This window comes from Mucilaginibacter sp. P2_A5, from assembly GCF_056404995.1.
Genome location: NZ_JBFUCY010000016.1, coordinates 50,900 through 75,402 on the forward strand (window position 1 = coordinate 50,900; position 24,503 = coordinate 75,402).

At 42.6% G+C, this 24,503-nt stretch carries 22 protein-coding genes; 12 read left to right on the plus strand and 10 right to left on the minus strand.

The features are described from left to right. The first annotated feature begins 3 nt into the window (after nucleotides 1-3). The 4 genes from AC1DXF_RS15425 (at nucleotide 4) to AC1DXF_RS15440 (ending at nucleotide 4,163) form a co-directional block, all read left to right on the plus strand. Nucleotides 4-759, plus strand: coding sequence for a lysostaphin resistance A-like protein (locus tag AC1DXF_RS15425; protein WP_477449616.1), 756 nt, complete (start codon nucleotides 4-6; stop codon nucleotides 757-759). Between the two features lie 99 nt (nucleotides 760-858). Continuing rightward, on the plus strand, nucleotides 859-2,646 hold the full coding sequence (lepA, locus tag AC1DXF_RS15430) for a translation elongation factor 4 (protein WP_477449617.1): 1,788 nt from the start codon (nucleotides 859-861) through the stop codon (nucleotides 2,644-2,646). A 24-nt stretch (nucleotides 2,647-2,670) separates the two neighbouring features. Beyond that, on the plus strand, nucleotides 2,671-3,276 hold the full coding sequence (locus AC1DXF_RS15435; RefSeq protein WP_477449618.1) for a hypothetical protein: 606 nt from the start codon (nucleotides 2,671-2,673) through the stop codon (nucleotides 3,274-3,276). 5 nt (nucleotides 3,277-3,281) lie between these two features. Beyond that, nucleotides 3,282-4,163, plus strand: coding sequence for a bifunctional 5,10-methylenetetrahydrofolate dehydrogenase/5,10-methenyltetrahydrofolate cyclohydrolase (locus AC1DXF_RS15440; RefSeq protein ID WP_477449619.1), 882 nt, complete (start codon nucleotides 3,282-3,284; stop codon nucleotides 4,161-4,163). A 121-nt stretch (nucleotides 4,164-4,284) separates the two neighbouring features. Here the strand turns inward: AC1DXF_RS15440 and AC1DXF_RS15445 are convergent, their stop codons facing one another. Genes AC1DXF_RS15445 through AC1DXF_RS15455 form a run of 3 tightly spaced genes read right to left on the minus strand, consistent with a single transcriptional unit; the run spans nucleotide 4,285 to nucleotide 6,111 of the window. Beyond that, a complete protein-coding gene (locus AC1DXF_RS15445; protein ID WP_477449620.1) occupies nucleotides 4,285-4,623 on the minus strand; it encodes a Rieske (2Fe-2S) protein in 339 nt (112 codons plus the stop codon). A gap of 2 nt (nucleotides 4,624-4,625) precedes the next feature. Beyond that, on the minus strand, nucleotides 4,626-5,324 hold the full coding sequence (locus AC1DXF_RS15450) for a hypothetical protein (protein WP_477449621.1): 699 nt from the start codon (nucleotides 5,322-5,324) through the stop codon (nucleotides 4,626-4,628). Between the two features lie 22 nt (nucleotides 5,325-5,346). After that, nucleotides 5,347-6,111 (minus strand): hypothetical protein, encoded by a 765-nt coding sequence (locus tag AC1DXF_RS15455; protein ID WP_477449622.1) that lies wholly within the window; start codon nucleotides 6,109-6,111, stop codon nucleotides 5,347-5,349. Between the two features lie 214 nt (nucleotides 6,112-6,325). Here AC1DXF_RS15455 and AC1DXF_RS15460 point away from each other — a divergent pair, with 214 nt between their 5' ends. From AC1DXF_RS15460 to AC1DXF_RS15470, 3 genes are read left to right on the plus strand one after another with little or no spacing between them, the layout of a single operon-like run. Continuing rightward, complete coding sequence (locus AC1DXF_RS15460) at nucleotides 6,326-6,949, plus strand: 7-carboxy-7-deazaguanine synthase QueE (protein WP_274213311.1); 624 nt, start codon at nucleotides 6,326-6,328, stop codon at nucleotides 6,947-6,949. A gap of 39 nt (nucleotides 6,950-6,988) precedes the next feature. Further along, nucleotides 6,989-8,890 (plus strand): OmpA family protein, encoded by a 1,902-nt coding sequence (locus tag AC1DXF_RS15465; protein WP_477449623.1) that lies wholly within the window; start codon nucleotides 6,989-6,991, stop codon nucleotides 8,888-8,890. Nucleotides 8,891-8,936: 46 nt separating this feature from the next. Beyond that, nucleotides 8,937-9,635 (plus strand): hypothetical protein, encoded by a 699-nt coding sequence (locus tag AC1DXF_RS15470; RefSeq protein ID WP_477449624.1) that lies wholly within the window; start codon nucleotides 8,937-8,939, stop codon nucleotides 9,633-9,635. A gap of 86 nt (nucleotides 9,636-9,721) precedes the next feature. On the opposite strand, the gene recQ is transcribed toward AC1DXF_RS15470, so the two are convergent. Next, nucleotides 9,722-11,917, minus strand: a complete 2,196-nt coding sequence (gene recQ, locus AC1DXF_RS15475) for a DNA helicase RecQ (RefSeq protein WP_477449625.1) — start codon at nucleotides 11,915-11,917, stop codon at nucleotides 9,722-9,724. Between the two features lie 464 nt (nucleotides 11,918-12,381). Next, nucleotides 12,382-13,149, minus strand: a complete 768-nt coding sequence (gene rlmB, locus AC1DXF_RS15480; RefSeq protein WP_477449626.1) for a 23S rRNA (guanosine(2251)-2'-O)-methyltransferase RlmB — start codon at nucleotides 13,147-13,149, stop codon at nucleotides 12,382-12,384. Nucleotides 13,150-13,455: 306 nt separating this feature from the next. Here rlmB and dnaB point away from each other — a divergent pair, with 306 nt between their 5' ends. Beyond that, a complete protein-coding gene (dnaB, locus tag AC1DXF_RS15485) occupies nucleotides 13,456-15,018 on the plus strand; it encodes a replicative DNA helicase (protein ID WP_147059983.1) in 1,563 nt (520 codons plus the stop codon). Between the two features lie 150 nt (nucleotides 15,019-15,168). Here the strand turns inward: dnaB and chrA are convergent, their stop codons facing one another. Continuing rightward, complete coding sequence (gene chrA, locus AC1DXF_RS15490) at nucleotides 15,169-16,368, minus strand: chromate efflux transporter (protein ID WP_477449627.1); 1,200 nt, start codon at nucleotides 16,366-16,368, stop codon at nucleotides 15,169-15,171. A gap of 219 nt (nucleotides 16,369-16,587) precedes the next feature. Then, nucleotides 16,588-16,929, minus strand: coding sequence for a tetratricopeptide repeat protein (locus AC1DXF_RS15495; protein WP_477449628.1), 342 nt, complete (start codon nucleotides 16,927-16,929; stop codon nucleotides 16,588-16,590). 45 nt (nucleotides 16,930-16,974) lie between these two features. Between AC1DXF_RS15495 and AC1DXF_RS15500 the strand changes: the two genes are divergently transcribed. The 4 genes from AC1DXF_RS15500 to AC1DXF_RS15515 all read left to right on the plus strand — a co-directional run bounded on the left by AC1DXF_RS15500 (nucleotide 16,975) and on the right by AC1DXF_RS15515 (nucleotide 20,850). Continuing rightward, nucleotides 16,975-17,712, plus strand: coding sequence for an electron transfer flavoprotein subunit beta/FixA family protein (locus AC1DXF_RS15500; RefSeq protein ID WP_477449629.1), 738 nt, complete (start codon nucleotides 16,975-16,977; stop codon nucleotides 17,710-17,712). A gap of 35 nt (nucleotides 17,713-17,747) precedes the next feature. After that, on the plus strand, nucleotides 17,748-18,725 hold the full coding sequence (locus tag AC1DXF_RS15505) for an electron transfer flavoprotein subunit alpha/FixB family protein (protein WP_477449630.1): 978 nt from the start codon (nucleotides 17,748-17,750) through the stop codon (nucleotides 18,723-18,725). A 24-nt stretch (nucleotides 18,726-18,749) separates the two neighbouring features. After that, nucleotides 18,750-19,355, plus strand: coding sequence for a bifunctional nuclease family protein (locus tag AC1DXF_RS15510; RefSeq protein ID WP_477449631.1), 606 nt, complete (start codon nucleotides 18,750-18,752; stop codon nucleotides 19,353-19,355). A 235-nt stretch (nucleotides 19,356-19,590) separates the two neighbouring features. Next, entirely contained in the window at nucleotides 19,591-20,850 is a 1,260-nt protein-coding gene (locus tag AC1DXF_RS15515) for a nucleoside permease (RefSeq protein ID WP_477449632.1), read from the plus strand. 45 nt (nucleotides 20,851-20,895) lie between these two features. On the opposite strand, the gene AC1DXF_RS15520 is transcribed toward AC1DXF_RS15515, so the two are convergent. From AC1DXF_RS15520 to AC1DXF_RS15530, 3 genes are all read right to left on the minus strand, one after another. Continuing rightward, complete coding sequence (locus AC1DXF_RS15520) at nucleotides 20,896-23,052, minus strand: xanthine dehydrogenase family protein molybdopterin-binding subunit (protein ID WP_477449633.1); 2,157 nt, start codon at nucleotides 23,050-23,052, stop codon at nucleotides 20,896-20,898. A 270-nt stretch (nucleotides 23,053-23,322) separates the two neighbouring features. Beyond that, entirely contained in the window at nucleotides 23,323-23,973 is a 651-nt protein-coding gene (locus AC1DXF_RS15525; RefSeq protein WP_477449634.1) for a hypothetical protein, read from the minus strand. Beyond that, nucleotides 23,970-24,443 carry a (2Fe-2S)-binding protein gene (locus tag AC1DXF_RS15530; RefSeq protein WP_477449635.1) on the minus strand — a complete coding sequence of 158 codons (474 nt, stop codon included), beginning with the start codon at nucleotides 24,441-24,443 and terminating at the stop codon, nucleotides 23,970-23,972. The genes AC1DXF_RS15525 and AC1DXF_RS15530 overlap by 4 nt, the downstream gene beginning before the upstream one ends. Nucleotides 24,444-24,503: the final 60 nt, after the last annotated feature.

Genomic DNA, 24,503 nt, shown 5'->3' on the forward strand with positions numbered 1-24,503 from the left:
CCTTTGTTTTTAGACACTGAAGAATTACCTGACAAAAAGCCCTGCATCAAGTGCGGGGCTTTGATTTTGCGGCAAACGAGATTTTGTAACAATTGTGGCTCTGCCCAGGCCGCTCAAATTGCTACGTCGGCAAATAAATGGCAATTACTTCAGCAAGCGGCTATTTTCTATGGCATCTACATTATCGTATGTTCGTTAGGTAATTTTGTTGATGTTTTTCAATCTCTTGGATGGAGCCTGGTTATTGAGGTAATTATTGCAGGTACTGCAGTTATTTTTTTTGCTTACAATTGGGCCGAAAACAAACAGGTTTTACGATGGCCTAATTTTTCATTACAAAAATTGTCGGCCTATTGCGGTTTAGCCATGTTAGGTTCATTCGTGGTACATTATTCGGTCGGATGGTTAAACATTACCATTTTTTCTAAAGAAGAAAATTACTACTCATTTTTTGCCGGCAGTTACGGTGCTATCTTCCTGGTCATATTTTTTACTGCTGTATTACCGGCTTTATTTGAAGAATTGGGTTTCAGAGGATATTTGTTACAGGTTTTACTAAAAGTTGCCGACAACGAGCAGGCTATTTACGTTTCATCTTTCTTGTTTGCAATAATACACTTGAGCTTTGTTTCGCTTTTTTGGCTTATTCCTTTCGCATTATTTATCGGGCGTATGCGTATACGCGAAAACACCATCTGGTATGGCATATTTTTTCATTTCTGCTTTAATTTAACGGCTTGTTTATTTGAATTGCTATAGCACATTGCACAGTATATTTAAGATATACGGCAATAACACAATTGTAAATAAAAAACAGCCTGCTAATTTATCATCCTAAAAAGCTATTTTTGCGGTTCAATGGAGCATATTCGTAATTTTTGTATCATCGCGCACATCGACCACGGCAAAAGCACACTTGCCGATAGGTTATTAGAATACACTAACACTATAACCCAACGCGAATCGCAGGCACAATTGCTTGACGATATGGATTTGGAACGCGAGCGGGGTATTACTATAAAAAGCCACGCCATACAAATGGACTATGAGCTTAACGGGCAGAAATACATCCTTAACCTGATAGATACTCCCGGCCACGTAGATTTTTCATACGAGGTATCACGGTCGATAGCAGCCTGCGAAGGCGCTTTGCTTATTGTTGATGCGGCACAAGGTATCCAGGCGCAAACCATATCCAACTTATACCTGGCTTTAGAAAACGACCTGGAAATAATCCCGGTGCTTAATAAAATGGATCTTCCAGGTGCTATGCCCGAGGAGGTTAAAGACCAGATTGTTGAGTTAATTGGCTGTAAACGCGAAGAAATCCTGGCAGCATCGGGTAAAACCGGTATGGGCGTACATGATATTTTACGTGCCATCGTTGAGCGTGTTCCTGCTCCTGTCGGTGATCCGGAAGCTCCTTTACAAGCTTTGATCTTCGATTCGGTTTATAACTCTTTCCGCGGCATTGTTGCTTACTTTAAAGTAGTAAATGGCGAGATCCGTAAAAATGATAAAGTAAAATTCTTTGCTACCGAAAAGCAATATATCGCTGATGAGGTTGGTACCTTAAAGCTGAAACAATCGCCCCGCGATGTAATCAAAACTGGCGACGTAGGTTATATTATATCCGGTATTAAAGAAGCGCGCGAGGTTAAAGTTGGCGATACCATTACACGCGTTGACCGCCCATGCGAAAGCGGCATCCAGGGTTTTGAAGAAGTAAAGCCAATGGTGTTTGCCGGTATTTATCCCGTTGATACCGATGAATACGAAGAGTTGCGCGAATCAATGGCCAAACTGCAGTTAAACGATGCATCCCTGGTTTTTGAACCGGAATCGTCGGCGGCTTTGGGCTTCGGGTTCCGTTGCGGTTTCCTTGGCATGCTACACATGGAGATTATCCAGGAGCGGTTGGAGCGCGAGTTTGATATGACGGTGATCACAACGGTACCTAACGTATCCTATATCGCTTATACCACCAAAGGAGATCCGATTGTTGTTAACAATCCATCAGACCTGCCTGATCCAAGCAGAATTGATTATGTAGAAGAGCCATACATTAAAGCTACCATCATCACCAAATCCGACTACGTTGGGCCGGTAATGTCGCTTTGTATCCAAAAACGTGGTTCCATCGTTAACCAATCGTATTTGACTTCAGACCGTGTGGAGCTGATATTTGAACTGCCAATGGGCGAAATTGTATTTGACTTTTACGATAAACTGAAAACCATATCAAAAGGCTATGCTTCTTTTGACTACCACCAGATAGGTTACCGCCGGTCTGATTTGGTGCGTTTGGATATCCGTTTAAATGCCGAGCCTGTTGATGCCTTATCGTCATTGATATTCAGGGGTAACTCGTACGACTTTGGTAAAAAGATTTGCGAGAAACTGAAAGAACTTATTCCCCGCCAGCAGTTTGAGATTATTGTGCAGGCCTCAATAGGCGCCAAGATCATCGCCCGCGAAACGGTGAAAGCCTTACGTAAAGACGTTACCGCCAAATGTTACGGTGGCGATATCTCGCGTAAACGTAAACTATTGGAAAAACAGAAAAAAGGTAAAAAACGCATGCGCCAGGTAGGTAACGTAGAGATACCACAATCGGCATTTATGGCGGTTTTGAAACTTGATTAAGATCAACTTTACATATATAGTACAGTGAGCCCTGAAGAAATTAGAAGTTATTTTAATAGACTAATAAAAGACTTTAGCGATCCAAAGGAGCATGCTAATGCTGTTGATATAGATATTTATGACCATTTATCTATAGAAGAAATTGATAAAATCGATTTGCTCAAACGGTTTTACGGCTTTGATGAAGATGGCCCTTATAGCGAGTTTTTAAATAAAGGATTAAAATCATTGCGCCAGGGTTTTTACAAAATATGTAAACAGCCTTTTTATAATACATATATTTATCCAAAGACATTTTCGGCTTCCGTCTATTATTTTCATCCTAACTTCCCTACTGGAAAACTAATAAAGTATGAGGCAAACATTGGCCCTATTACCAATATACATGCAGTCTACCACCCGGTTATCGGTACACTTGACGATAATGCTATTCCTTTGATTAAAACTTTCAAGGCGGAAAAAAACTCTATCGGAACTCCTGAAGATCATTATTTGAAGCCGAAAACCAATTTTTACAATGAGGTGTTCAAGCAAAATAAGATCTTTTGGGTGGAAGAATCTATTTTTGATCCTGAATATCTTGATTCAAAACCCAAACCAAAAAAGGTTACTTGGAGTTTTATAAACTAATTTATATGCAGCTTTTAGACGGAAAATACGTATCAGAAAAACTTAAGGTTGAAATAGCCGAAGCAGCGGCTAAAATATTGGACGAAACAGGCAGGCAGCCACATTTGGTTGCAGTTTTGGTTGGCCATGATGGTGGCAGCGAAACTTATGTTGCCAGTAAGATCAAAAATTGCGAAAAGGTGGGTTTTAAATCGACCCTGGTGCGCTTTGAGGATAACGTTACCGAAGACGAGTTGCTGAAAAAAGTAGAAGAATTAAATGCCGACGCCGACATAGACGGCATCATTGTACAGCTCCCATTGCCCAAACATATTGATCCTGAAAAAGTAACAGAACGCATTGATCATAGGAAAGATGTGGATGGGTTTCACCCGGTAAATCTTGGCCGGATGCAGCGCAACCTGCCATCATTTATCCCGGCTACTCCTTACGGTATCACGCTAATGTTGAAGGAATATGGTATTGAAACTGCCGGTAAGCATTGTGTGGTTGTTGGCCGCAGTAATATAGTTGGTTCGCCCATGAGCATTTTAATGGCACGCAATACTACCCCGGGCAATTGTACCGTAACCATTTGCCATAGCCGTACGCCGGATATCAAGAAATTCACTTTAGATGCCGATATTTTGATTGTAGCCATTGGCAAAAAGAATTTCATAACCGCCGATATGGTCAAAGACGGCGTTGTAGTTATTGATGTAGGCATGAACCGCGAAACATCGGCCCTTACAAAATCGGGCTTTAAACTTTATGGCGATGTTGATTTTGAAAATGTGGCGCCCAAAGCATCATGGATTACTCCCGTACCAGGTGGCGTTGGCTTAATGACCATTATTGGATTATTAAAGAACACTTTAGCTTCGGCCAATAAGGAAGTGTATAGTTAGGTTGATTGGGTTAAGTAAGTTGATTGAGTTGAGTAGGTTAGTTAAGTTAGCCGTAATAATATCTCACTTAATTAAACTGTTGAATCCAACCCATTCAACCCAATCCAACTTAATCAACCTGTCACTTAAACGCCTGCTTCAACTTATCCCAAAAAGAATTAATACCAACGTAAATATCGTCGCCCCTGATTTCTACCGCATAGGTTTCCAAAAAGTCATTCTGCCCCTCCCCGCCCTTGCCTGTGGTTAGGTTATATGTATAACGATGATAAGGGCATACAATCTTTCCCTTAACACACAAACCCTGACTTAAATCGAACCCGGCATGCGGACAGTTAACCGCAATTGCATAAATCTCGCCCTCAAAGCCTACCAGGCAGATGCTTCTATTTCCGGCTTTAACTTTTTTGATGAACGGTTCAGGAGTATTTTTTATTTCGGCGATTTTATACCAGTTCATAGTTATCCAAAATATTCCAATGTGGCTTGGCGTTCATCGCCATAATAACCAATATCATATACAATTCTGGATAACATTGTTTTAATGGCTATCACATCTTTCACGCCGTCCGTAGCATATTTGTAAATCAGCAAATCTGCTTCAGTGTCAGCTTCAAATCCCAAATTTATGAACAAATGAAGTTGATTTGATTCAAGATCGTCCGGATCGTCCCCGTCTACAAGATTACTTGCTTTCGTAGAGATATTTAATATTTTTCCCGGCCCCATCTCAAAATCAAGATAAAACGGTTCTCCCCTGTGAGGAAAATTCAACCTCAATTTAGCAAACTTGCCATCTCGTAAATTAAAAAGGGCGTCATCAATATTTTGAGTATCGTTAAAATAAGTATTTGATTGTTGCCTTAATTGCAGAATTTCTTCTTTTTCTGCAAGAAGCCTTTCATCCCAAAAGGACTTTAAATAAATATCTTCGTCTCTCGTGTAAAAATTCTGCATTCTTTCAAGGCGGTTCTCTCTTTCATAAAAAGGGTCTTTAAAACAATTAAGCATGAATAACTGGCTATTAACTTTAATTAATGCCTGGCCATAGTGATGTACATTCAAATATTCATGTTCCTTAATATCTTGCTTTATAAGTGATTCGAGTGACAGTTTCTCCGCTTCCAGTATTTCAATAAGTAAGTCGAGTTCAGATTTCATTAGCGGAGATGAGTATTTGATCTTAAAAATCGATCTTCAAATTCATGACCGAGGGGTTTTTAATTACCTCGTCCATATTAGTTACCAGCGTGATGCTTCGCCTGTCGGCCGAGAGTACGGCCTTGGGATTATTGAGTTTTTTTATCGGTTTAGCAAAATTCAACACTACTTTATAAGGCATATCTATCAGCATGGCTTTTGCCATCATAAAAGTTGATTTTGTTTTCTTTAAAAATGCGTTAAACTTTATTTTATCAACTATGCGGTAAAAGCGGTGCGGCGTAATTTCATACGAATAATAGTCTTGCCCCGCCACCATTTGTTTGGCATCAAGGGCTTTGCTATTCTTCTCCCCGGTTGACAAGGCGCTGATTTGGCTATTCAGCGCTATTTTAGATACGTTTTGAAGGTAATATTTAAGGTCGGCGGCATCTTTGGCTTTATGATTAATTGCAACCTTCATAATGCTTTTCTTCAGGTTCATGTTAACGGTAAGGTCGCTGCTTTTAGCCAGTTCAATTTCGGCGGCATTCATTTTTTGCTGGGTGCTATCGGGCATAGCGCTATAAAAATTGAGCGTAGTATCCTTAACCAAACTGAACTGTGGTGTTTGTTTTAATGAATCGGATACGAGGTTTACCAACACCGAAACAGCTTTGCTCATGTCAAAACCATACACAACGTTACAGCTGCCGTCGCTTTTAAAGTCATAATGCTCTTCAATATCAACGCATGAGCTAAAACATAACAAAGCCAAAAAGATAATTGGAACGTACAGTTTTTTCATGGCAACAATTGTTTTATAGATTAATTATGATTTCATGACGCTAATTTACAATTCAAAACCAATTATTGCAGTGATACAGCTACTTAAATATTTTTTATTCGATAATAACTACTCACACTCATATGCCGGGTGTGCAAAACGTATAAACGTTTTACTCTGCGTTTACCATTCAGCTTCATGCTTTCGGCTTATTTAGGTACTTTTGCAAAATATTATGGCACACCAAATTCCGGACGATGGCACACTGCTTCCTTTAATGGAGGAGTTTTATACAATACAGGGCGAAGGGTACAACACGGGCAAAGCGGCTTATTTCATCCGCCTTGGTGGCTGCGATGTTGGCTGCCACTGGTGCGATGTAAAAGAAAGCTGGGACGCCGAACTACATCCGCTCACCGCTGCCGATCAGATTGTTGCCAACGCATCCATACATCCCTCCAAAGCAGTTGTAGTAACGGGTGGCGAACCATTGATTTATAACCTTGATTATTTAACCACCCAATTGCATGACCGGGGGATAAAAACCTTTATCGAAACATCCGGGGCTTACCCGCTATCCGGCGATTGGGACTGGATTTGCCTGTCGCCCAAAAAATTCAAAGCGCCAACACAACAGGTTGCCGAGCACGCTCACGAACTAAAAGTAATTGTATTTAACAAATCGGATTTTGAATGGGCTGAATATCACGCCAAAATGGTATCGCCTGATTGTAAGCTATATTTACAACCAGAATGGTCAAAATCAAAAGAAATGACCCCGCTTATTGTGGACTATGTAATGAACAATCCTCAATGGGAAATTTCGTTGCAAACGCATAAATACCTGAATATCCCGTAATATTTGTAACTTACGATATAAATTATCGTATTGTAACAGATGAGAGTTGTAATCGTCTTTGCCCTGTTTTTGTTCTTTTCTATTGCCGGATGGTCTCAGCAAAGGCAATACTCCACCAAAAACAGCGAGGCAATAAAGTATTTTGCCCAGGCCGGTCAAAACCTGGATGAGCATTATTATGATGATGCCATCGAGAACCTGCAAAAGGCTATCGCCGAAGATTCGAAGTTTGTCGAAGCCCACGCGCAACTGGCCGACGTATTGAAAATGCGGCACCTTTATAAGCAGGCAATTGAACAATACCTCAAGGTGATCCAGTTAAACTCCGAGTTTAACCGCTCCATTTACCTGAGAATTGGCGAAACGGAAATTTTTGAAGCCAAATATCCACAAGCGCAACAACACCTGGAAAAATACCTTACTTACCCTGATTTAACACCCCAGAATAATGCGTTTGCTCAAAAGCTGATTGCTGATACTAAGTTTAGCATCCAGGCCATACAACATCCCGTGCCGTTTAAACCCATTAACATGGGCGCCAATATCAATACCGCCGATGATGAATACCTGCCCGTGGCCACTGCCGATGAAAGTATGCTCATTTTTACTCGTAAAATAAATAAAAACGAAGATTTTTATAAAAGCCTGAAAGTTAACAGCAAGTGGGACACCGCCACTTACCTGAGCAACCGCATTAACACCGATCAATACAACGAAGGCGCGCAATCCATATCGCAGGATGGTAAATACCTGTTTTTTACCGGCTGTAACCGCCCTGATGGCCGTGGTCGTTGTGATATTTACATTGCGCAAAAAAGAGGCGACGATTGGGGTAAACCTTTTGATTTAAGCCCGCCCATAAATACAGGGGGATGGGAATCGCAGCCATCAATAAGCGCCGATGGGCGTACGCTGTATTTTGTAAGTAATAAAAAAGGAGGTTACGGTGGTTACGATATATGGAAATCGTCTCTGACCGATAAAGGCTGGGGCGAGCCCGAAAATATGGGACCTAATATTAATACCACCTATGACGAGCAATCTCCATTTATTCATGCGGATGACAGCACCTTTTATTTTTGCTCAAACGGATGGCCGGGCTTAGGTAATAAAGATCTGTTTGTAAGTCGGCTGGGTAAGGACGGCAAATGGCAAAAGCCCCAAAACCTGGGTTATCCTATCAACACCAATGGCGACGAAAACGGCCTTACGCTTACGGCCTACGGTAACTACGCTTTTTTTGCCTCGGATAACCTTAATGGCTTCGGGGGGTATGATATTTATACATTTGAACTCCCCGAAAGCTTAAGGCCGCATATTGTAACTTATGTAAAGGGGAACGTAAACGATATAAAAACCCATGAACCGCTGGAGGCCGCCGTTGAGATCATTGATTTGCAAAATAACACACCAGTTTACCAGGACTATAGCAGTGCCAACGAGGGCGACTTTTTGGCTACGATAACATCAGGTAAAAATTATGGGCTTAATATTTCAAAAAGCGGCTACTTGTTTTATTCAGATAATTTCTCGCTAATTGGCTACAAGGAGCAAAAACCTTTTCATATTAAAGCATTATTGTCTCCCATCGAGGTTGGCAATAAAGTGATCCTGAAAAATATTTTCTTTGATACAAACAAATTCGATTTGCAATCCGAATCAAAAGCAGAATTGTTAAAACTGGTTGAGTTTTTAAATGTAAACCCAACTGTTCATATCGAAATATCAGGCCATACAGATAACGTAGGCGCAGTTCAGTTTAATCAAACGTTATCAGAAAACCGGGCGAAATCGGTCTATCAATATCTTGTTACCAACGGAATACCCGCTGCCCGCCTTGTTTATAAAGGCTACGGCGAAACCCAGCCTATTGCACCAAATACCATCGATGAAAACAAGGCCAAAAACAGAAGAACGGAGTTTATGATTATTGCGAAATAGGCACAGCATTAAATAATAATAACTCATTTTAAGTAACACATGCCAGATGAGGATATTCGCCGTTTTAGCATTACTATTTATTTATCGGCCGGCAATTGCACAAATAAAGGAGAAAATTGAGTTCCAGAAATTAGATGCCGTTGATACCATAAGTGAAGAAAAAAAGAGTTCGGATTTTAATGTCCCCCTGGCCTTTGAAAATGGTAATGTACTGTTATCGATAAACAAAAAACAAGACTTCGCCTCGCTCCTCGAAAAAAACAAAGCATCATGGGTTGTATATCAACTACCCGGTGATATAGATGATTTAAATTATTTTGAACAAAACGGATCATTTGTTTTGTTTAGCGACAGACGCGGCGGCAGTTCAAAAAATTCAACCTGGTCTACAGAAAATCAATATATATTGAACCTGAAAAATCACTCATATATTCAAATTGAGCGCCATATTGAATTTCAGGATTGGAATGATCAGCCCAAAAAGCACCCTAATGAAAGCGATGAACATTACGAAGCCCGAACAGATCGTGGACAAAAAACTACTACTACAAATTGTGATTGCAAGATCAACTTGAGCGATAAAATATTAAAAATCAAAACTGTTTGCAAGACCAGCGTTTATCAAAAACATCGAACCTGGTATTTAAAGCATCCAAAAGTAATATCAGGCGACACCGACGGCATATACGAGTATCATGATGGCGCATTTTATAGGTTAAAACAGATAAAAAGAAAAAGCCTTTGAATATCATTCAGCAAACTTGATAGCCGCAAAACACAAAAGGCCTTTGAGGTAATTTCAAAGGCCTTTTGTATTTTATATTTATCGTTTTAATTCCCCATTTCTGATAAAAACTTAATCCTCATGAGTTGTACCTCTTCGCGGGTGTAATCGTCATTACCTAATTCGGCAAGGGCGTCATCTATCGAGTCGGCTTCGGCGGTGCGGAAGTAATCGAATACTTCTTCCTGCTTATCCTCATCAATCACCTCATCAATATAATAGTTAAGGTTAAGTTTAGTGCCCGAGTTAACTATCGTTTCAACTTCTTTCAATATCTCTTCGTAGGTAAGCCCTTTTGAAGCGGCAATATCATCCAGGTTTAAATGACGGTCGATGTTTTGGATAATGAAAACCTTAAGTGCCGATTTGTTGGCGGCGCTTTTGATTACCATATCAACCGGGCGGTCAATATCATTATCGTCTACATATTTCTGAATCAGATCGGTAAATGGCTTACCAAACTTTAAAGCCTTACCGGCACCTACTCCCGAAATTTGTTTTAGTTCCTCGGTATTCACCGGATAGTGTGTACACATTTCCTCCAGTGATGGATCCTGGAAAATAACAAACGGAGGCAGTCCCTTTTGTTTGGCCAGCTTTTTACGCAGGTCTTTCAGCATTTGCAGCAACTGGGTATCCAGGGCGCCACCGCCTTGTTTAGGGCCGTCTGCCTCATCATCGTCATCGGTGCCCTCTATCACATGGTTCATCACAAAACGGATGCTGTGCGGGTTCTCAATAAACGAATTACCCAGCTTAGTTAGCCTGAGTAAACCATACTGATCAATATCTTTTGATAGATAATTACTTAATAATGCCTGGCGTAACAACGAATTCCACAGATTTTTACCCTGCTCCTTGCCCGATCCATAATAATCAAGGGCATCGTGCTCGTAATTTTTAATCTGAGCGTTCTCTTCGCCCATCAGGATACTGATGATGTGATGATCGTCAAACTTCTCGCCAATGTGTTTAATCAGGCTCAGGGCTTTATGCAAATGCTCTTCGCCATCAAAATGATCTTTGTGGCCACAGCAGTTATCGCACATATTGTTACAGCCGGCTTCGTTAAAGTTCTCACCAAAATAATGTAACAACTGTTTACGGCGGCAAACCGACGATTCGCAATAATCAATAACTTCTTTTAATATCTGTGTGCCAATCTCGCGTTCGGCAACAGGTTTATCTTTCATGAATTTTTGCAACTTGTCGATATCCTTTTCAGAATAAAAAGCAACGCAAACGCCCTCACCGCCATCACGGCCTGCCCTACCCGTTTCCTGGTAATAGCCTTCCATGCTCTTAGGCACATCATGGTGAATTACATATCTCACATCCGGTTTGTCAATCCCCATCCCAAAGGCGATGGTAGCCACAATAACATCAACATCTTCCATCAGGAATTTATCTTGTGTATCGGCGCGTACTTTAGGATCTAAGCCGGCATGGTATGGCAGGGCTTTTACCCCATTCAGGTTAAGGGCTTCGGCAACCTCTTCAACCTTTTTACGGCTCAGGCAATAAATAATGCCCGATTTACCCTGGTTTTGTTTTACAAACTTTACAATCTCTTTAATCACGTTGCGCTTGGCGCGCACTTCGTAAAAAAGGTTCGAACGGTTAAATGATGATTTGTAAATGGTAGCATTGTTCATTTGCAGGTTCTTTTGAATATCCTGCTGAACTTTTGGCGTTGCTGTAGCCGTTAAGGCAATAATTGGAATATTATCGCCAATGTTACTGATCACCTGCCTTATCTTGCGGTATTCGGGGCGAAAATCGTGCCCCCACTCCGAGATACAATGCGCTTCATCCACCGCAACAAATGATACCTGGTTAAGGCGTAAAAAATCAATATTTTCCTGTTTGGTTAATGACTCAGGAGCTACATACAATAGCTTGGTTTTGCCGGCCAACACGTCTTCTTTAACCCGGCCAATATCTGCTTTGGTAAGCGACGAATTTAAAAAATGAGCTATACTATCTGAGCCTCCGAAGGCCCTTAACTGATCTACCTGGTTTTTCATCAGGGCTATCAATGGCGAAATTACAATTGCAGTACCATCGCTCATTAGCGCCGGCAACTGATAACACATGGATTTACCACCACCTGTAGGCATTATTACGAATGTGTCGTTACCCGCCAGGATATTAGTGATTATCGCTTCCTGCTCCCCCTTAAAGTTGTCGAATCCGAAAAAATTCTGAAGGTTATCAAATAGCGACCTCTTAGTTTCTATCATTATCTTAAATAATCTTAAAGTCCGATTTAAAAGTTTAAAGTAACAAAATTTTATGAATAAACGATGGATTTACTTTTTAATTTTAAACAAATATGATTAATGCATAAAAAACATTTTACCGGCTCAACCCATTTAAATTTCTGTCAAATTGCCCTTATAACTATTATGTTTTAACTGGCATATAATTAACAGATTAATATACAGTTTTACGCCCGCGAAACCAAATTAAAATTCCATGACAACAGCACTAATAAAAACTATTAAATCATTATCAAGGCAGATAAAACAGGGACTTTTTTGGCAAGTAAAACCACCAATAAGCTAAAACAATTTAGTTAGAGCAAAGTGAATCTAATGGCTAAGTGGTTAAAAGAACCGTTTATAGAAATGTCGATTACATAGATCGTCGATAATTTAACTTAATCAACTGCTCCACCCAATCAACTATTCGCTTAATCAACCATTTACCCAATCAACCCACGCTGCCTTATCGCCTCATATAAAATAACCCCGGTTGATACCGATACATTTAACGACTCAATTTCACCAAACATCGGGATTTTAGCCAGGTGATCGGCTATGCGGATAATCTCATTGCGGATGCCATCTTCTTCCGATCCCATGATGATGGCTGTTGGGGCCGTATAATCCGGTACGTAAATGTCCTCTTTGGTTTTTTCGGTACAGCAAACCAGCTGCAGGCCCGATTCCTGCAAAAACCTGACGGTTTGCATAAAGTTATCATGACGACAAACCGGTATTTTATACAGTGCACCGGCCGAGGTTTTGATAGCATCGGGGTTAATTTGTGCCGATCCTTTTGCAGGGATAACGATGGCGTGCACACCGGCACACTCGGCAGTACGGGCAATGGCGCCCATGTTACGCACATCGGTAATAGAATCCAGTACCAATATTAGCGGCACCTCCCCTTTTTCAAAAACATCGGGGATAATATTCTCTATTTTTTGATAAACAATTGGCGAAATAAACGCAACAGCGCCCTGGTGGTTCTTGGCGGTAAGCCTGTTCAGCTTTTCGATGGGCACTTGTTGGGCAGTAATATTATATTCGGTAAGCAGGGCCTTCAACTCGTGCGATAAGCCGCCGGCTGCACCCCGTTGTATGTATAATGCCTCAATCTCTTTGCCCGAAGTAATGGCTTCCATGATAGCCCTGATGCCAAACACCATCTGGTTACTTTCGCGCTGAGGTCTTGAATTAAATGTCATTTTTAGTATGGTATATTTTGGCAAAAATAGCTATATTAATTGATTAAGCGGTTATTGAACTCAATTGACATTTTGGTTCACGACATTATAACTAACATTTTCAAACTTTATTAACATCAAATTAGACGGTTGATAATCAGCTACTTATTATGCCTACTAACATCTTACCAACAATTGTTTGTTAATATCCCATATCCATAACACTATAAATTATTAAATTGAGAATGATTGCTTTAAAACCTCAATACACTATGTGGATGGAATAGTAGCAACGGTAAACTATTTTTTGTATATTTTTGTTGCCTTATGAGTTTTGAGAACGAGAATCAGTACAAGCCTAATACAAACGAACGCCGCAGCCGAATTACCAACCCAACTCCTTATACCGGAATGGGCAAATTACCCCCGCAAGCTACAGACCTGGAGGAGGCCGTTTTAGGTGCGCTGATGCTGGAAAAAGATGCACTGTCATCAGTTATCGACGTACTAAAATCCGAAGTTTTTTATCGCGACAATCACCAGAAAATATTTTCGGCGATAAAAGAACTTTTCGAAAAATCCCAGCCGATAGATATCCTTACCGTTACCGCCCAGTTACGCAAACAAGGCGACCTGGAAATGATTGGTGGGGCATACTACATTACCGAATTAACCAGCCGTGTGGCGTCTGCCGCCAATATCGAGTTCCACTCGCGTATTATCATTCAAAAATACATTCAGCGCGAGCTGATCCGCATCTCTACAGAAACAATCAACAGCGCCTATGAAGACACCAGTGATGTGCTTGACCTATTGGATAAGGCGGAGAAAAACCTGTTTGAAATAGCCCAAAGCAATTTACGCCGTGACGCCCGTAAAATGGACGACCTGGTGCAGGAGGCCTTGCGTGATATCGAATCACTAAAAGATAAAAAAGATGGCTTGACCGGTGTTGCATCCGGGTTTACCGGACTTGACCGTATGACATCCGGCTGGCAAAAATCCGACCTTGTAATTATAGCCGCCCGCCCCGCGATGGGTAAAACAGCCTTTGTGTTAAGCTGTGCCCGCAACGCCGCGGTTGATTTTGATAAACCTGTCGTAGTGTTCTCGCTCGAGATGTCGTCAGTCCAGTTGGTAAATCGTTTGATTGCAGGCGAGGCCGAAATTGAGCAGGAAAAGATCCGTAAAGGAACGTTGGAGGAGTGGGAATGGCAACAAATTCACTCTAAAATTGGCCGCCTGGAGAAAGCTACTTTTATTATTGATGATACCCCGGCGTTGAATATATTTGAGTTCAGGGCCAAATGCCGCCGTTTAAAATCGCAGCATGATATCCAGTTAATCATCATCGATTACCTGCAGCTGATGCATGGTAAATCATCAGATGGTAAAGGTGGTGGTAACCGTGAGCAGGAAATTGGTAGCATCTCGCGTGCCCTTAAATCTGTAGCCAAGGAATTAAACGTCCCGGTGATCGCGCTATCGCAGTTAAGCCGTGCCGTAGAAACCAGGCCGGGTAATGCTAAAAGACCAATGCTGTCGGATTTACGTGAGTCGGGCTCTATCGAGCAGGATGCGGATATGGTATTGTTCCTTTACCGCCCCGAATATTATGGCTTAACCGAAGATGAAGACGGCAACCCAACCCAGGGCGTAGGCGAGGTTATTATCGCTAAACACCGTAACGGTGAAACCGGCACAGTAAGGCTTAAATTCGTAGGTAAATATGTAAAATTTGCCAACCTCGAAGAAGGCATGGACAGCTTCCCTCCTGCTGCAGGCAACGCCTTCAGTGGCCTTGCACCATCACAGGATTTTGAAAAGCAAAGCAACTTTATTATCCGCCCGTCAAGGATGGATGATATTGATGATGAGCCACCGTTTTAGGCCCCCCAGCCCCCTAAAGGGGGAGTTTTTGATTTGCAAAATAAAGCCCAGCTCTTATCGAGTTGGGCTTTATTTTTTTAGCGTTGTTCAAATATCGCTACCGCGAGCTTCCAGCTCGTGGTGAACACTGGTTGCAGCTTTCAGCTGCAATTAAACTATCAACCCTAAAACCACCCCCATTACAATAATCAACGGTGCCTTAATCTTTGTAAATTTTAACAAAAGAAACGTACAAGCCATTAACAAATAAGCCACCCAGTTGCCGCCGAATGGGCGTACCAACAGGATAAACGCTGTTGCCATAAAGCCTACTGCCACAGCGTTTATGCCGCTTAACGAGTTTTTGATGCGGGTTATTTTTTTAAGATCCTCCCAAAACGGGACAATGAACAGTATCAGAATTAAACCGGGAGTGTTTACGCCAATCACCGCTACCAGGCTACCAACTACCTGTCCTCCAACACCATACCCTTTATTACCTAAAGTTATTCCTCCCAAAAAGGAAGTAAATGAAAACGTGGGCCCAGGCAATGCCTGTTGTAAGGCATAACCCGAAAGAAATTCCGAACTGCTCAGGTAATGCTTCACCTCAACAAATTCGGTATAAAGCAAGGGTACCATTACCTGCCCCCCGCCAAAAGTGAGGATGCCGTTGCGGTAAAAATTTTCGAACAGGCGGATGGGCAAACTGAACGGCGATGTTTGGTTAATAACAGCGCCCAGTGCGGCAAAAAACAACAGGATACCAATAAAGTAAGCTACCTTATTGGGGTTTACATTCGAGTAAAGCTTTACCCTCAGTTCGTTTTCCTGTGGCTGTGTTTCCATCGCGGATGACAGGATGCCTCCTAACAAAATCAACAACGGAAAAGCGTAGGCATTTTGTAATATCAGCGTAGCAATTAATGATCCAATAGCCAGCATGGTGCTCACCTTAGTTTTCAAAAACTTATGGGCAAAACTGAAGGTTGCGTAGGCAACAATACCCACAGCCACGGGCTGTACATAACCTACCACATGATTAAACTTAGCCTGGTTGGCAAACATTTTGTAGCTGATGGCGGCCATTCCCATTATGGTGGCCGATGGCAAAATCCAGATAAAAAAAGTTATCAGGGCTAATTGTAAGCCCCCAACTTTCCAGGCTATACCTACCAGGGTTTGGGTTGATGAAGGGCCGGGTAATACCTGCGATAAGGCGTTCAGCTCCATCAATTCCTCCTCGGTGATATAACGGCGCTTTTGCACAAATTCGCGCAGCAAAACAGCTATATGCGCCTGTGGGCCGCCAAAGGCCGTAAAGGTGTACATCAAAACATCGCGATGAAATAATAGATGGCGCTTGGTCATTATGTTAGTTCATGGTTCATAGATCATGGTTCATGGTAAGTTCACGGCTAATTTGGCAATAGTTATTTAAAATCCAATGAAGCTACCATGAACTATGAACCCTCAACTACAAGCAAAATGTTATACATCGTTGATTGTTAATTCAGGGCTAATTTGATGATAGTTTTTTTTAATACAATGAAGCTACCATGAACTATGAACCATCAACTATAAGCAAAATCAATAGTCGTCATCGTCTTCCTCAATCCCTTTAGCCTGCCGGTAAACGGCCTGCAATTCCGAAAATGCGTGGTTATCGCGCTTGGCTTTGGTGATTTTCATGCCGTTTTCGTAGATGGCAATAGCGTCATCTTTGCGGTTCAGGGCCTCATAAAGTTTACCTAAGTGGTAATAGGTGCCGGTATAACCTGGGTGGTTATTTACCAGGTCTTCATAATATTCAAGCGACTTATCTACCTGATTAAGACGCAGATATTCGGTAGCGAGCGCGTATTTTAAAAACTCGTCGTTAGGTTCATTTTTAATAAATTCCAGTAGCTTATCTAATCTGCTCAACTCCATTTTAAACTCTATGTTTTTTAGTTAAATTTGCCAAAACCTATTGTTATGAAGATTTTGGTATGTATAAGTAATGTTCCCGATACCACCACAAAAATAACTTTTACTGATAACAACACCCAATTTAATACCAACGGTGTTCAATTTATATTAAATCCTTACGACGAGATAGCACTTTCACGGGCTATTGAATTAACCGACGGCGGTAAAGGCACAGTAACAGTTATCAATGTTGGCGAAGTAAGTACCGAGGCCACAATTCGCAAAGCGCTGGCCATTGGGGCCACCGATGCGGTACGGATTAACGCTAAGCCGCATGATGCATGGTACGTAGCTTACCAGGTTGCCCAATATGCAAAAGCTAACGCTTTCGACCTCATCCTTACCGGTCGTGAATCTATTGATTACAATGGATCAAAAGTTGCCGGCATGCTGGGCGAGCTTTTGGATCTTCCATCTGTATCCATCATTAAAAAGCTGGATGCAGGCGATAAAGAGGCAACGGTTGAGCGGGAGATAGAAGGCGGCAAAGAAATTTTGACCATTCCGTTCCCTTTTGTTGCCGGCACCGCCGAGGGTGTTGCCGAACCAAAGATCCCGAACATGCGCGGCATTATGTCGGCACGTACCAAACCTTTAGTTGTGGTGGAGCCCGTTGAGGTAAAAACATTTTCGGAAATCATTAGTTATGAGACACCGGCCCCTCGGGGACAGGTAACTTTGGTGGCTCCGAATGACACAGCCAAATTGGTTGAACTTTTACATACCGAAGCTCGCGTTATCTAATTTAATTCAAATCGTTTTTACGAAACTCATTATATATGTCAGTTTTAATATATGCGGAAAATGCAGGCGGCGCATTCAAAAAATCAGTTTTTGAAGCTGTAAGCTATGCCAAAGCCACTGCCGATCAAAATAATACCGATCTTATAGCCATTTCTATCGGCGACGTAGATACTGCTGGATTAGCCTCCTTGGGCAAGTACGGGGCAAAAAAAGTGCTTAACGTATCGGGCGATAAGCTAAAAAACTTCATAAACCAGGCCTATGCTTCTATCATAGCCGAAGCTGCAAAAAAAGAAGGCGCCGATATTGTTGTATTATCAAACACATTTTCGGGCCGTGGTTTGGCACCGCGTTTGGGCGTTAAGCTGGAAGCCGGTGTTGCCGATGGCGCAGTGGCACTTCCTGAGCAAAATGATGGTAAATTCAGGGTTAAAAAAACAGCTTTCTCGGGAAAGGCCTTCGCGATAGTTGAGTTAACTTCGGCAAATAAGGTTATCGCGCTCATTCCAAACTCCTATAAAGTTGTAGAAACCGGCGGCACCGCGCAGGTGGAAGATTTTGCAGCAGCAACCAAAGAATCGGATTTTAAGGCGATAATAAAAGAGATTGTTCGTGCTACTGATAAAGTTTCGTTGCCTGATGCCGAAATAGTTGTATCTGCCGGGCGTGGGTTAAAAGGCCCCGAAAACTGGGGTATGATAGAGGAGCTGGCCAATTTACTTGGTGCTGCTACAGCTTGCTCAAAACCGGTATCTGACGCAGGATGGCGGCCACATAGCGAACATGTTGGACAAACTGGTATAGCTGTCAGTCCAAATTTGTATATTGCGATAGGAATTTCAGGCGCTATTCAGCACCTGGCAGGTATCAGTTCTTCAAAGGTAATAGTGGTTATCAATAAGGATCCCGAAGCGCCGTTTTTTAAAGTGGCAGATTACGGAATAGTTGGCGATGCCTTTGAAGTGGTGCCCCAATTAATAGCGGCAGTAAAAGAATATAAAGCTTCAGCATAAATATTAGGTGCGATGGGTAATAACATGAAAAAAATTAAGCTGGATATTGTAGGCTTGTCATACAGCCAAACACAGTCCGGCGCTTATGCTTTAGTTTTAGGCGAAGTTAGCGGCCGGCGCAGGCTGCCTATTATCATAGGCAGTTTTGAGGCCCAGGCTATCGCCATCGAAATTGAAAAAATGACACCAAGCCGTCCGCTTACGCACGATCTTTTTAAAAGCTTTGCGCAGGCTTACCAGATAGAGGTGCAAGAGATTATCATCTACAACCTGGTCGACGGCATTTTTTATTCCAAATTGATTTGCAGCGACGGTAAACGTTCGGTTGAAATTGATGCCCGAACATCTGATGCTATCGCTATCGCGGTTAGGTTTGATTGCCCAATTTTCACCTACGAATTCATCCTGTCGACAGCCGGAATTGTAATTGAAGGCAACGACTTTGTTTACCTTGAAAATATAAACGAAAGCCAGGAAGAAAAAACCGTTAATACCTCAACAGTAGGCAGTGGCTTTGCTTCGTTAAGTATTGACGAGCTAAAGACAAAATTGCAGGAAGCCCTTGCCGAAGAATCATACGAAAAGGCAGCCAAGATCCGCGATGAGCTGAATAAACGGAAAGCCTCCTGATTTGGGATTTGAGAATTTCGATTTCGGATTTATTAATATAACCTGTATCGAAATCTCAAATTCTATTATCCCACACCTATCTAATAAAGCCCTCTTTTTCGAACTCAGTAGCAAAGCTTAACATTTAAACTCATTTTGCTAAATTCTGCACCCCTTAGCTTTTTGGTTTACATTTATTTCACTACTTTCCGTTTTTAATTTAACACTGACTAAAATTATTTAAACCCAGTACCGTATGAATATTAAGTTCCGCTTAATACTGATGAATTTTATGCAATTTTTTGTGTGGGGAGCTTGGTTGCTTACTATCGGCGCGTATTGGTTTCAAAACAAACACTGGTCGGGGGCACAATTCGGTGCTATTTTTTCAACGATGGGCATTTCATCTATTTTTATGCCCGCCATTACAGGTATCATTTCAGACAGGTTTATTAATGCAGAGAAGCTATATGGCATAATGCATATCCTTGGGGCGCTAACCTTATTCAGCTTGCCCCTTGTTACAAATCCTTCAACTTTTTTTTGGGTGATTTTGCTGAATATGATGTTTTACATGCCCACCTTGTCACTGTCCATCACTGTATCCTATTCTGCATTAAAAAGTAATAACATCGACGTTGTTAAAGATTTTCCACCTATCAGGATTTGGGGTACCATTGGTTTTATTGCGGCATTGTGGACAGTGAGTTTAACGCACAGCGAAATTTCGGCCAATCAATTTTATATAGCTGGTGCAGTTGCATTAGTATTGGGTTTATATTCATTTACGTTACCAAAATGCCCTCCGCTGTCGGCCAAATCCGAGAAGAAATCATTTACAAATTCGTTGGGGTTAAATGCGTTTGCTTTATTTAAAGACCCTAAGTTTGTTATCTTCTTTACTTTTTCAATGTTACTGGGAGCCGCCTTGCAACTCACCAACGCTTATGGCGATACCTTTATTCACGATTTTGCTAATGTAACCATGTATAAAGACTCAATAGCTGTAAAGTACCCGGCTATCATTATGTCGATATCGCAAATCTCCGAAACATTGTTTATCCTGGCTATCCCCTTCTTCCTGCGTAAGTTCGGTATTAAGTATGTGATGCTTTTCAGCATGCTGGCCTGGGTGCTAAGATTTGGTTTGTTTGCTTTTGGCGACCCTGCCGGAGGCTTGTGGATGATAGTTTTATCGTGTATAGTATACGGGATGGCGTTTGATTTCTTTAATATATCGGGATCATTATTTGTCGAGACACAGGCAGCGCCCGAAATACGCGGAAGTGCGCAGGGCTTATTTATGATGATGGTAAACGGTTTCGGCGCCTTTTTTGGCAGCCGTATAAGTGGCATCGTTATCGATAAGTTTTTTACGCATGCCGATCAAAGTAAAGACTGGCACGGCATCTGGCTTAGCTTTGCCGGTTATGCTTTAGTTATAGCTATTATTTTCCCATTCGTATTCAGGTACAGGCATAATGCTGCCTTGAAACATGCAATTAAGCACGCTTAATTGTATGTTTCAACACTTCTATTTTTTTAATTTGTTCCGTTATTTTTAAACGGAGGCCATATCAAAAGGCAGTTTCCTGATGCGCTTACCTGTCAGGTCGAATATGGCATTGGTCAGGGCCGGCGCAAATGCAGGCAAACCGGGCTCACCCACGCCGCCGGCGCCAGCATCGTTTTCCATGATGAAAACTTCTATCGGTGGGATGTCGGTGATCCGCGGCATTTTGTAATCGTAGAAATTCCGCTGTTCAACCAAACCATCTTTAAAAGTGATCTCGTGGATTGTGGCAGCCCCCAAGGCCATCACAATCGCTCCTTCTACCTGTGCCTTAACAATATCCGGGTTCACATACCAGCCGCAATCAATTACCGCCAATACATGGTCAATCTTTAGCTTGCCCTCATTATTTTTAGACACCTTTACCACCTGCCCTACCGTGCTCGCAAAACATTCGGTAATAGCCGTACCGTAACCTTCGCCATTCTTCCTGCTTTTCCATCCCGAAACTTCTTCCATTTTGTCTATCAGTTTCTGGCTTCTTTCATCCCCGAGATATTGTCTCCGCATATCCAGGGGATCTTTTCCGGCAGCGTGCGCCATCTCGTCTAAAAAACTTTCGTAAGCAAAACCATTGGTAGAGGCATATACCGAGCGCCACCACATCGTTGGTATCGGCGTTTCAAAAATCACTTCAGCAAAACTGATGTTTTTTATCGACTCATAATATGGTTTTAAAAAACCTTCTGACGTACTACGGTTAGCCTTGCCGCTTGGGCCGTCTCTCCAGTGATCGTTATTCTGCCCGGCCATTCTAAACTTGAGGGCACTGATATTACCGCCGTCAATAGCGCCCTGGCAACGATAACTGATACCCGGGCGATACGGCCCCTGGGTAGCATCGTCTTCACGGGTCCAAACTACCTGGACGGGTGCGCCAATTTCCTTAGAGATCATAGTCGCCTCGTGCGGATAATCCATGAAAGCTTTACGGCCAAAACCACCGCCGAGAAAAGTCATATTAACAATTACTTTTTCTTTCGGCCAGCCTAATTGTCCGGCAATATATTCCTGTACCCATTCCGGTGCCTGTATTGGTCCCCATATTTCTACCTTGTCGTTTTGATAATGGGCCACACAGTTCAGTGGCTCCATTGCACTGTGCGATTGATAGGGCGTTTGATAAACCACATCCAGTTTTTTTGCAGCATTTTGTAATGCTGCGTCCGGGTCGCCCTGTTTTTTCAGGATCAGTCCTTCTTCAGCCTGTAGCTTTTCCTGCTGGCTTTTAAAAATATCAGCTGTATTTACGTGGTCAAATCCGGTATCATCCCACTCAACACGTAAAGCCTTTTTGCCCTGTATAGCGGCCCAGGTAGAATCGGCCACTACAGCCACTCCTTCACGAAAGGTTTTAAAAACACCCATTCTTACTTTAAAAACATGCTTTACGCCGGGAACCTTACGGGCAGCGCTGTCATCAAAGCTTTTTACTTTACCGCGCAGCCTGGGGTTCCGCTCCACAGCTGCATATAGCATGCCTGGTAACTTTTTATCCAGGCCAAAGCCTGCAGTGCCATTGGTTTTAAGCGGCGTGTCCTGGCGGTGCAGGGGTTTACGGATTAGCTTATAAGCCGATCTTGGTTTCAAGGCGACATCCTTAGGCGGCTCCATTTTAGATGCATCCAACACCAATTCGCCGTAATGGAATTTCTTTCCTGTGGGGCGATGGATAATATTACCTGCTTCAGCGTAACACTCCACAACAGGTACCTTCCACTTTGCTGCGGCAGCAGTTGTGAGCATAGTGCGGGCAGTTGCGCCAAGTTTCAATAAATTTTTATACGATCCGCGGATGGTAGAACTGCCACCGGTTATCTGGCTCCCGTATTTTTCTTTATTGCCCTGGGCAAATACAATATTCACATCATTTAGATTAACCTCCAGCTCTTCGGCCAGTATTTGAGGTACCGATTGATATGATCCCTGGCCCATTTCTGCACGGTGATCTACCAGCGTTACTTTACCGTTCGCATCAATTTTTATCCAGGCATTCAGCTCAATCTCCGGGTGATCTGCCGTAGCTGCATTTACAACTTCGGCCTCATCATTAGCCGAAACTAATGAAAAGCCGAGACAAAGCGCAGCGCCGGTAATGCCGGTGGTGCGTAAAAAACTTCTTCTTGATATGTTACTTGTACTCATTGGTAATAGTAAATTTTGTGAAATTCTGAAGGGGGAATAAGGTGTACCGCATGGCGGCGAGCCGACTCACCCCGACGAGGCTACGCCCGTCTGCCCCTCTCTCCGCTTCGCGCATAGAGGGGCGAAAAAATAAAAAAATGACCTTCAGCCTCTTTGCGACATAAGCCGGAGAGAGGCTGAGTCTTGACCGGCGTCCCAAGCCGATTGTCATTTGAACCGAAACACGCCATAGATAGTAACAGTTAAGTGTATCTTTTTAAATTAAACTATTTACCGCTCCGGGGCATAGGCACCGGTAGTAAGCCAGGTGATCCAGGCCTTTTTGAAAGCTGCATGGCTCATAGGCGGCAGCTTGCGGCCCTCTCCCGGTTTCCAGCCAGACAGCACAAGGCCGTCATCGGCATGTTCAATCAGTTTCTTCAGGTCTTTATGCCCGTTTTGTTTAGGGTCAATCAATTGCCTGGCCAACTGACGGGGTGTCCGGCCCTGGAAAACCATTTTCATATCGGCCGGTGGCAAATGCCAATTTGGATTGCCTGGAGGGCTGTGCAGTCCCGGCGTATTAGTTGGCTGGTGGCAGTTAGCACACTTCATAGCATAAACACCTTTACCGTCGGTACCTCTTTGAGGCGACATGGTATGCAGGTGACTGTCGTCCCCTTGCAAGGGAATATTGCCTGAGGGGTGGCAGTTCATGCAACGCGCGCTCATCAATACCGTGTAAACCTGCTTAAAAGCTTTTACGGATGTAACGCTGTCCTTTTTTACAACAGGCATCGATGATTCCGGATTTTTCCCCCCGTCTTTGCCGGTATTCAACCCGAATGCCATCAGGCAGATCACGGATAACAATATTCCTATCACTGCAAATGCCCTTACAGTGCCTTTGTAGTTTACTTTGTTTTTTATTTGCTTTTTCATTTAACCGCGCTCTCCTTTCTCTGCAATTCAGCAGCTAAATGAATGGCTTTGCGGATACGCAGGTAAGTTCCGCAGCGGCAAATATTACCCGCCATGGCCGCATCAATATCGTTATCGTCCGGGTTCGGGTTTTCCCGCAGCAGAACCGCTGCCGACATGATCTGGCCAGAATGACAATAGCCGCATTGCGGCACATTTTCTTCGTTCCAGGCTACCTGGGCGGGATGGTCGTTGTTTTTGGACAAGCCTTCTATAGTGACCACCTTTTGACCTGCAGCGCGGCTTACTTTAGTTACGCATGACCGAACGGCCTCGCCGTTCAGGTGAACCACACATGCGCCGCACTGTGCGACGCCGCAACCGTATTTTGTACCGGTTAAACCGATGATATCCCTGATCACCCACAATAGCGGCATATTTGGATCAGCATCAATCTGATATGTCTTCTGGTTAACGTTTAGTGAAATCATAATTTATTTATCTTTTGATAGATTTATATTTATAGCCGGTTATATCTGTTAATTTTTATC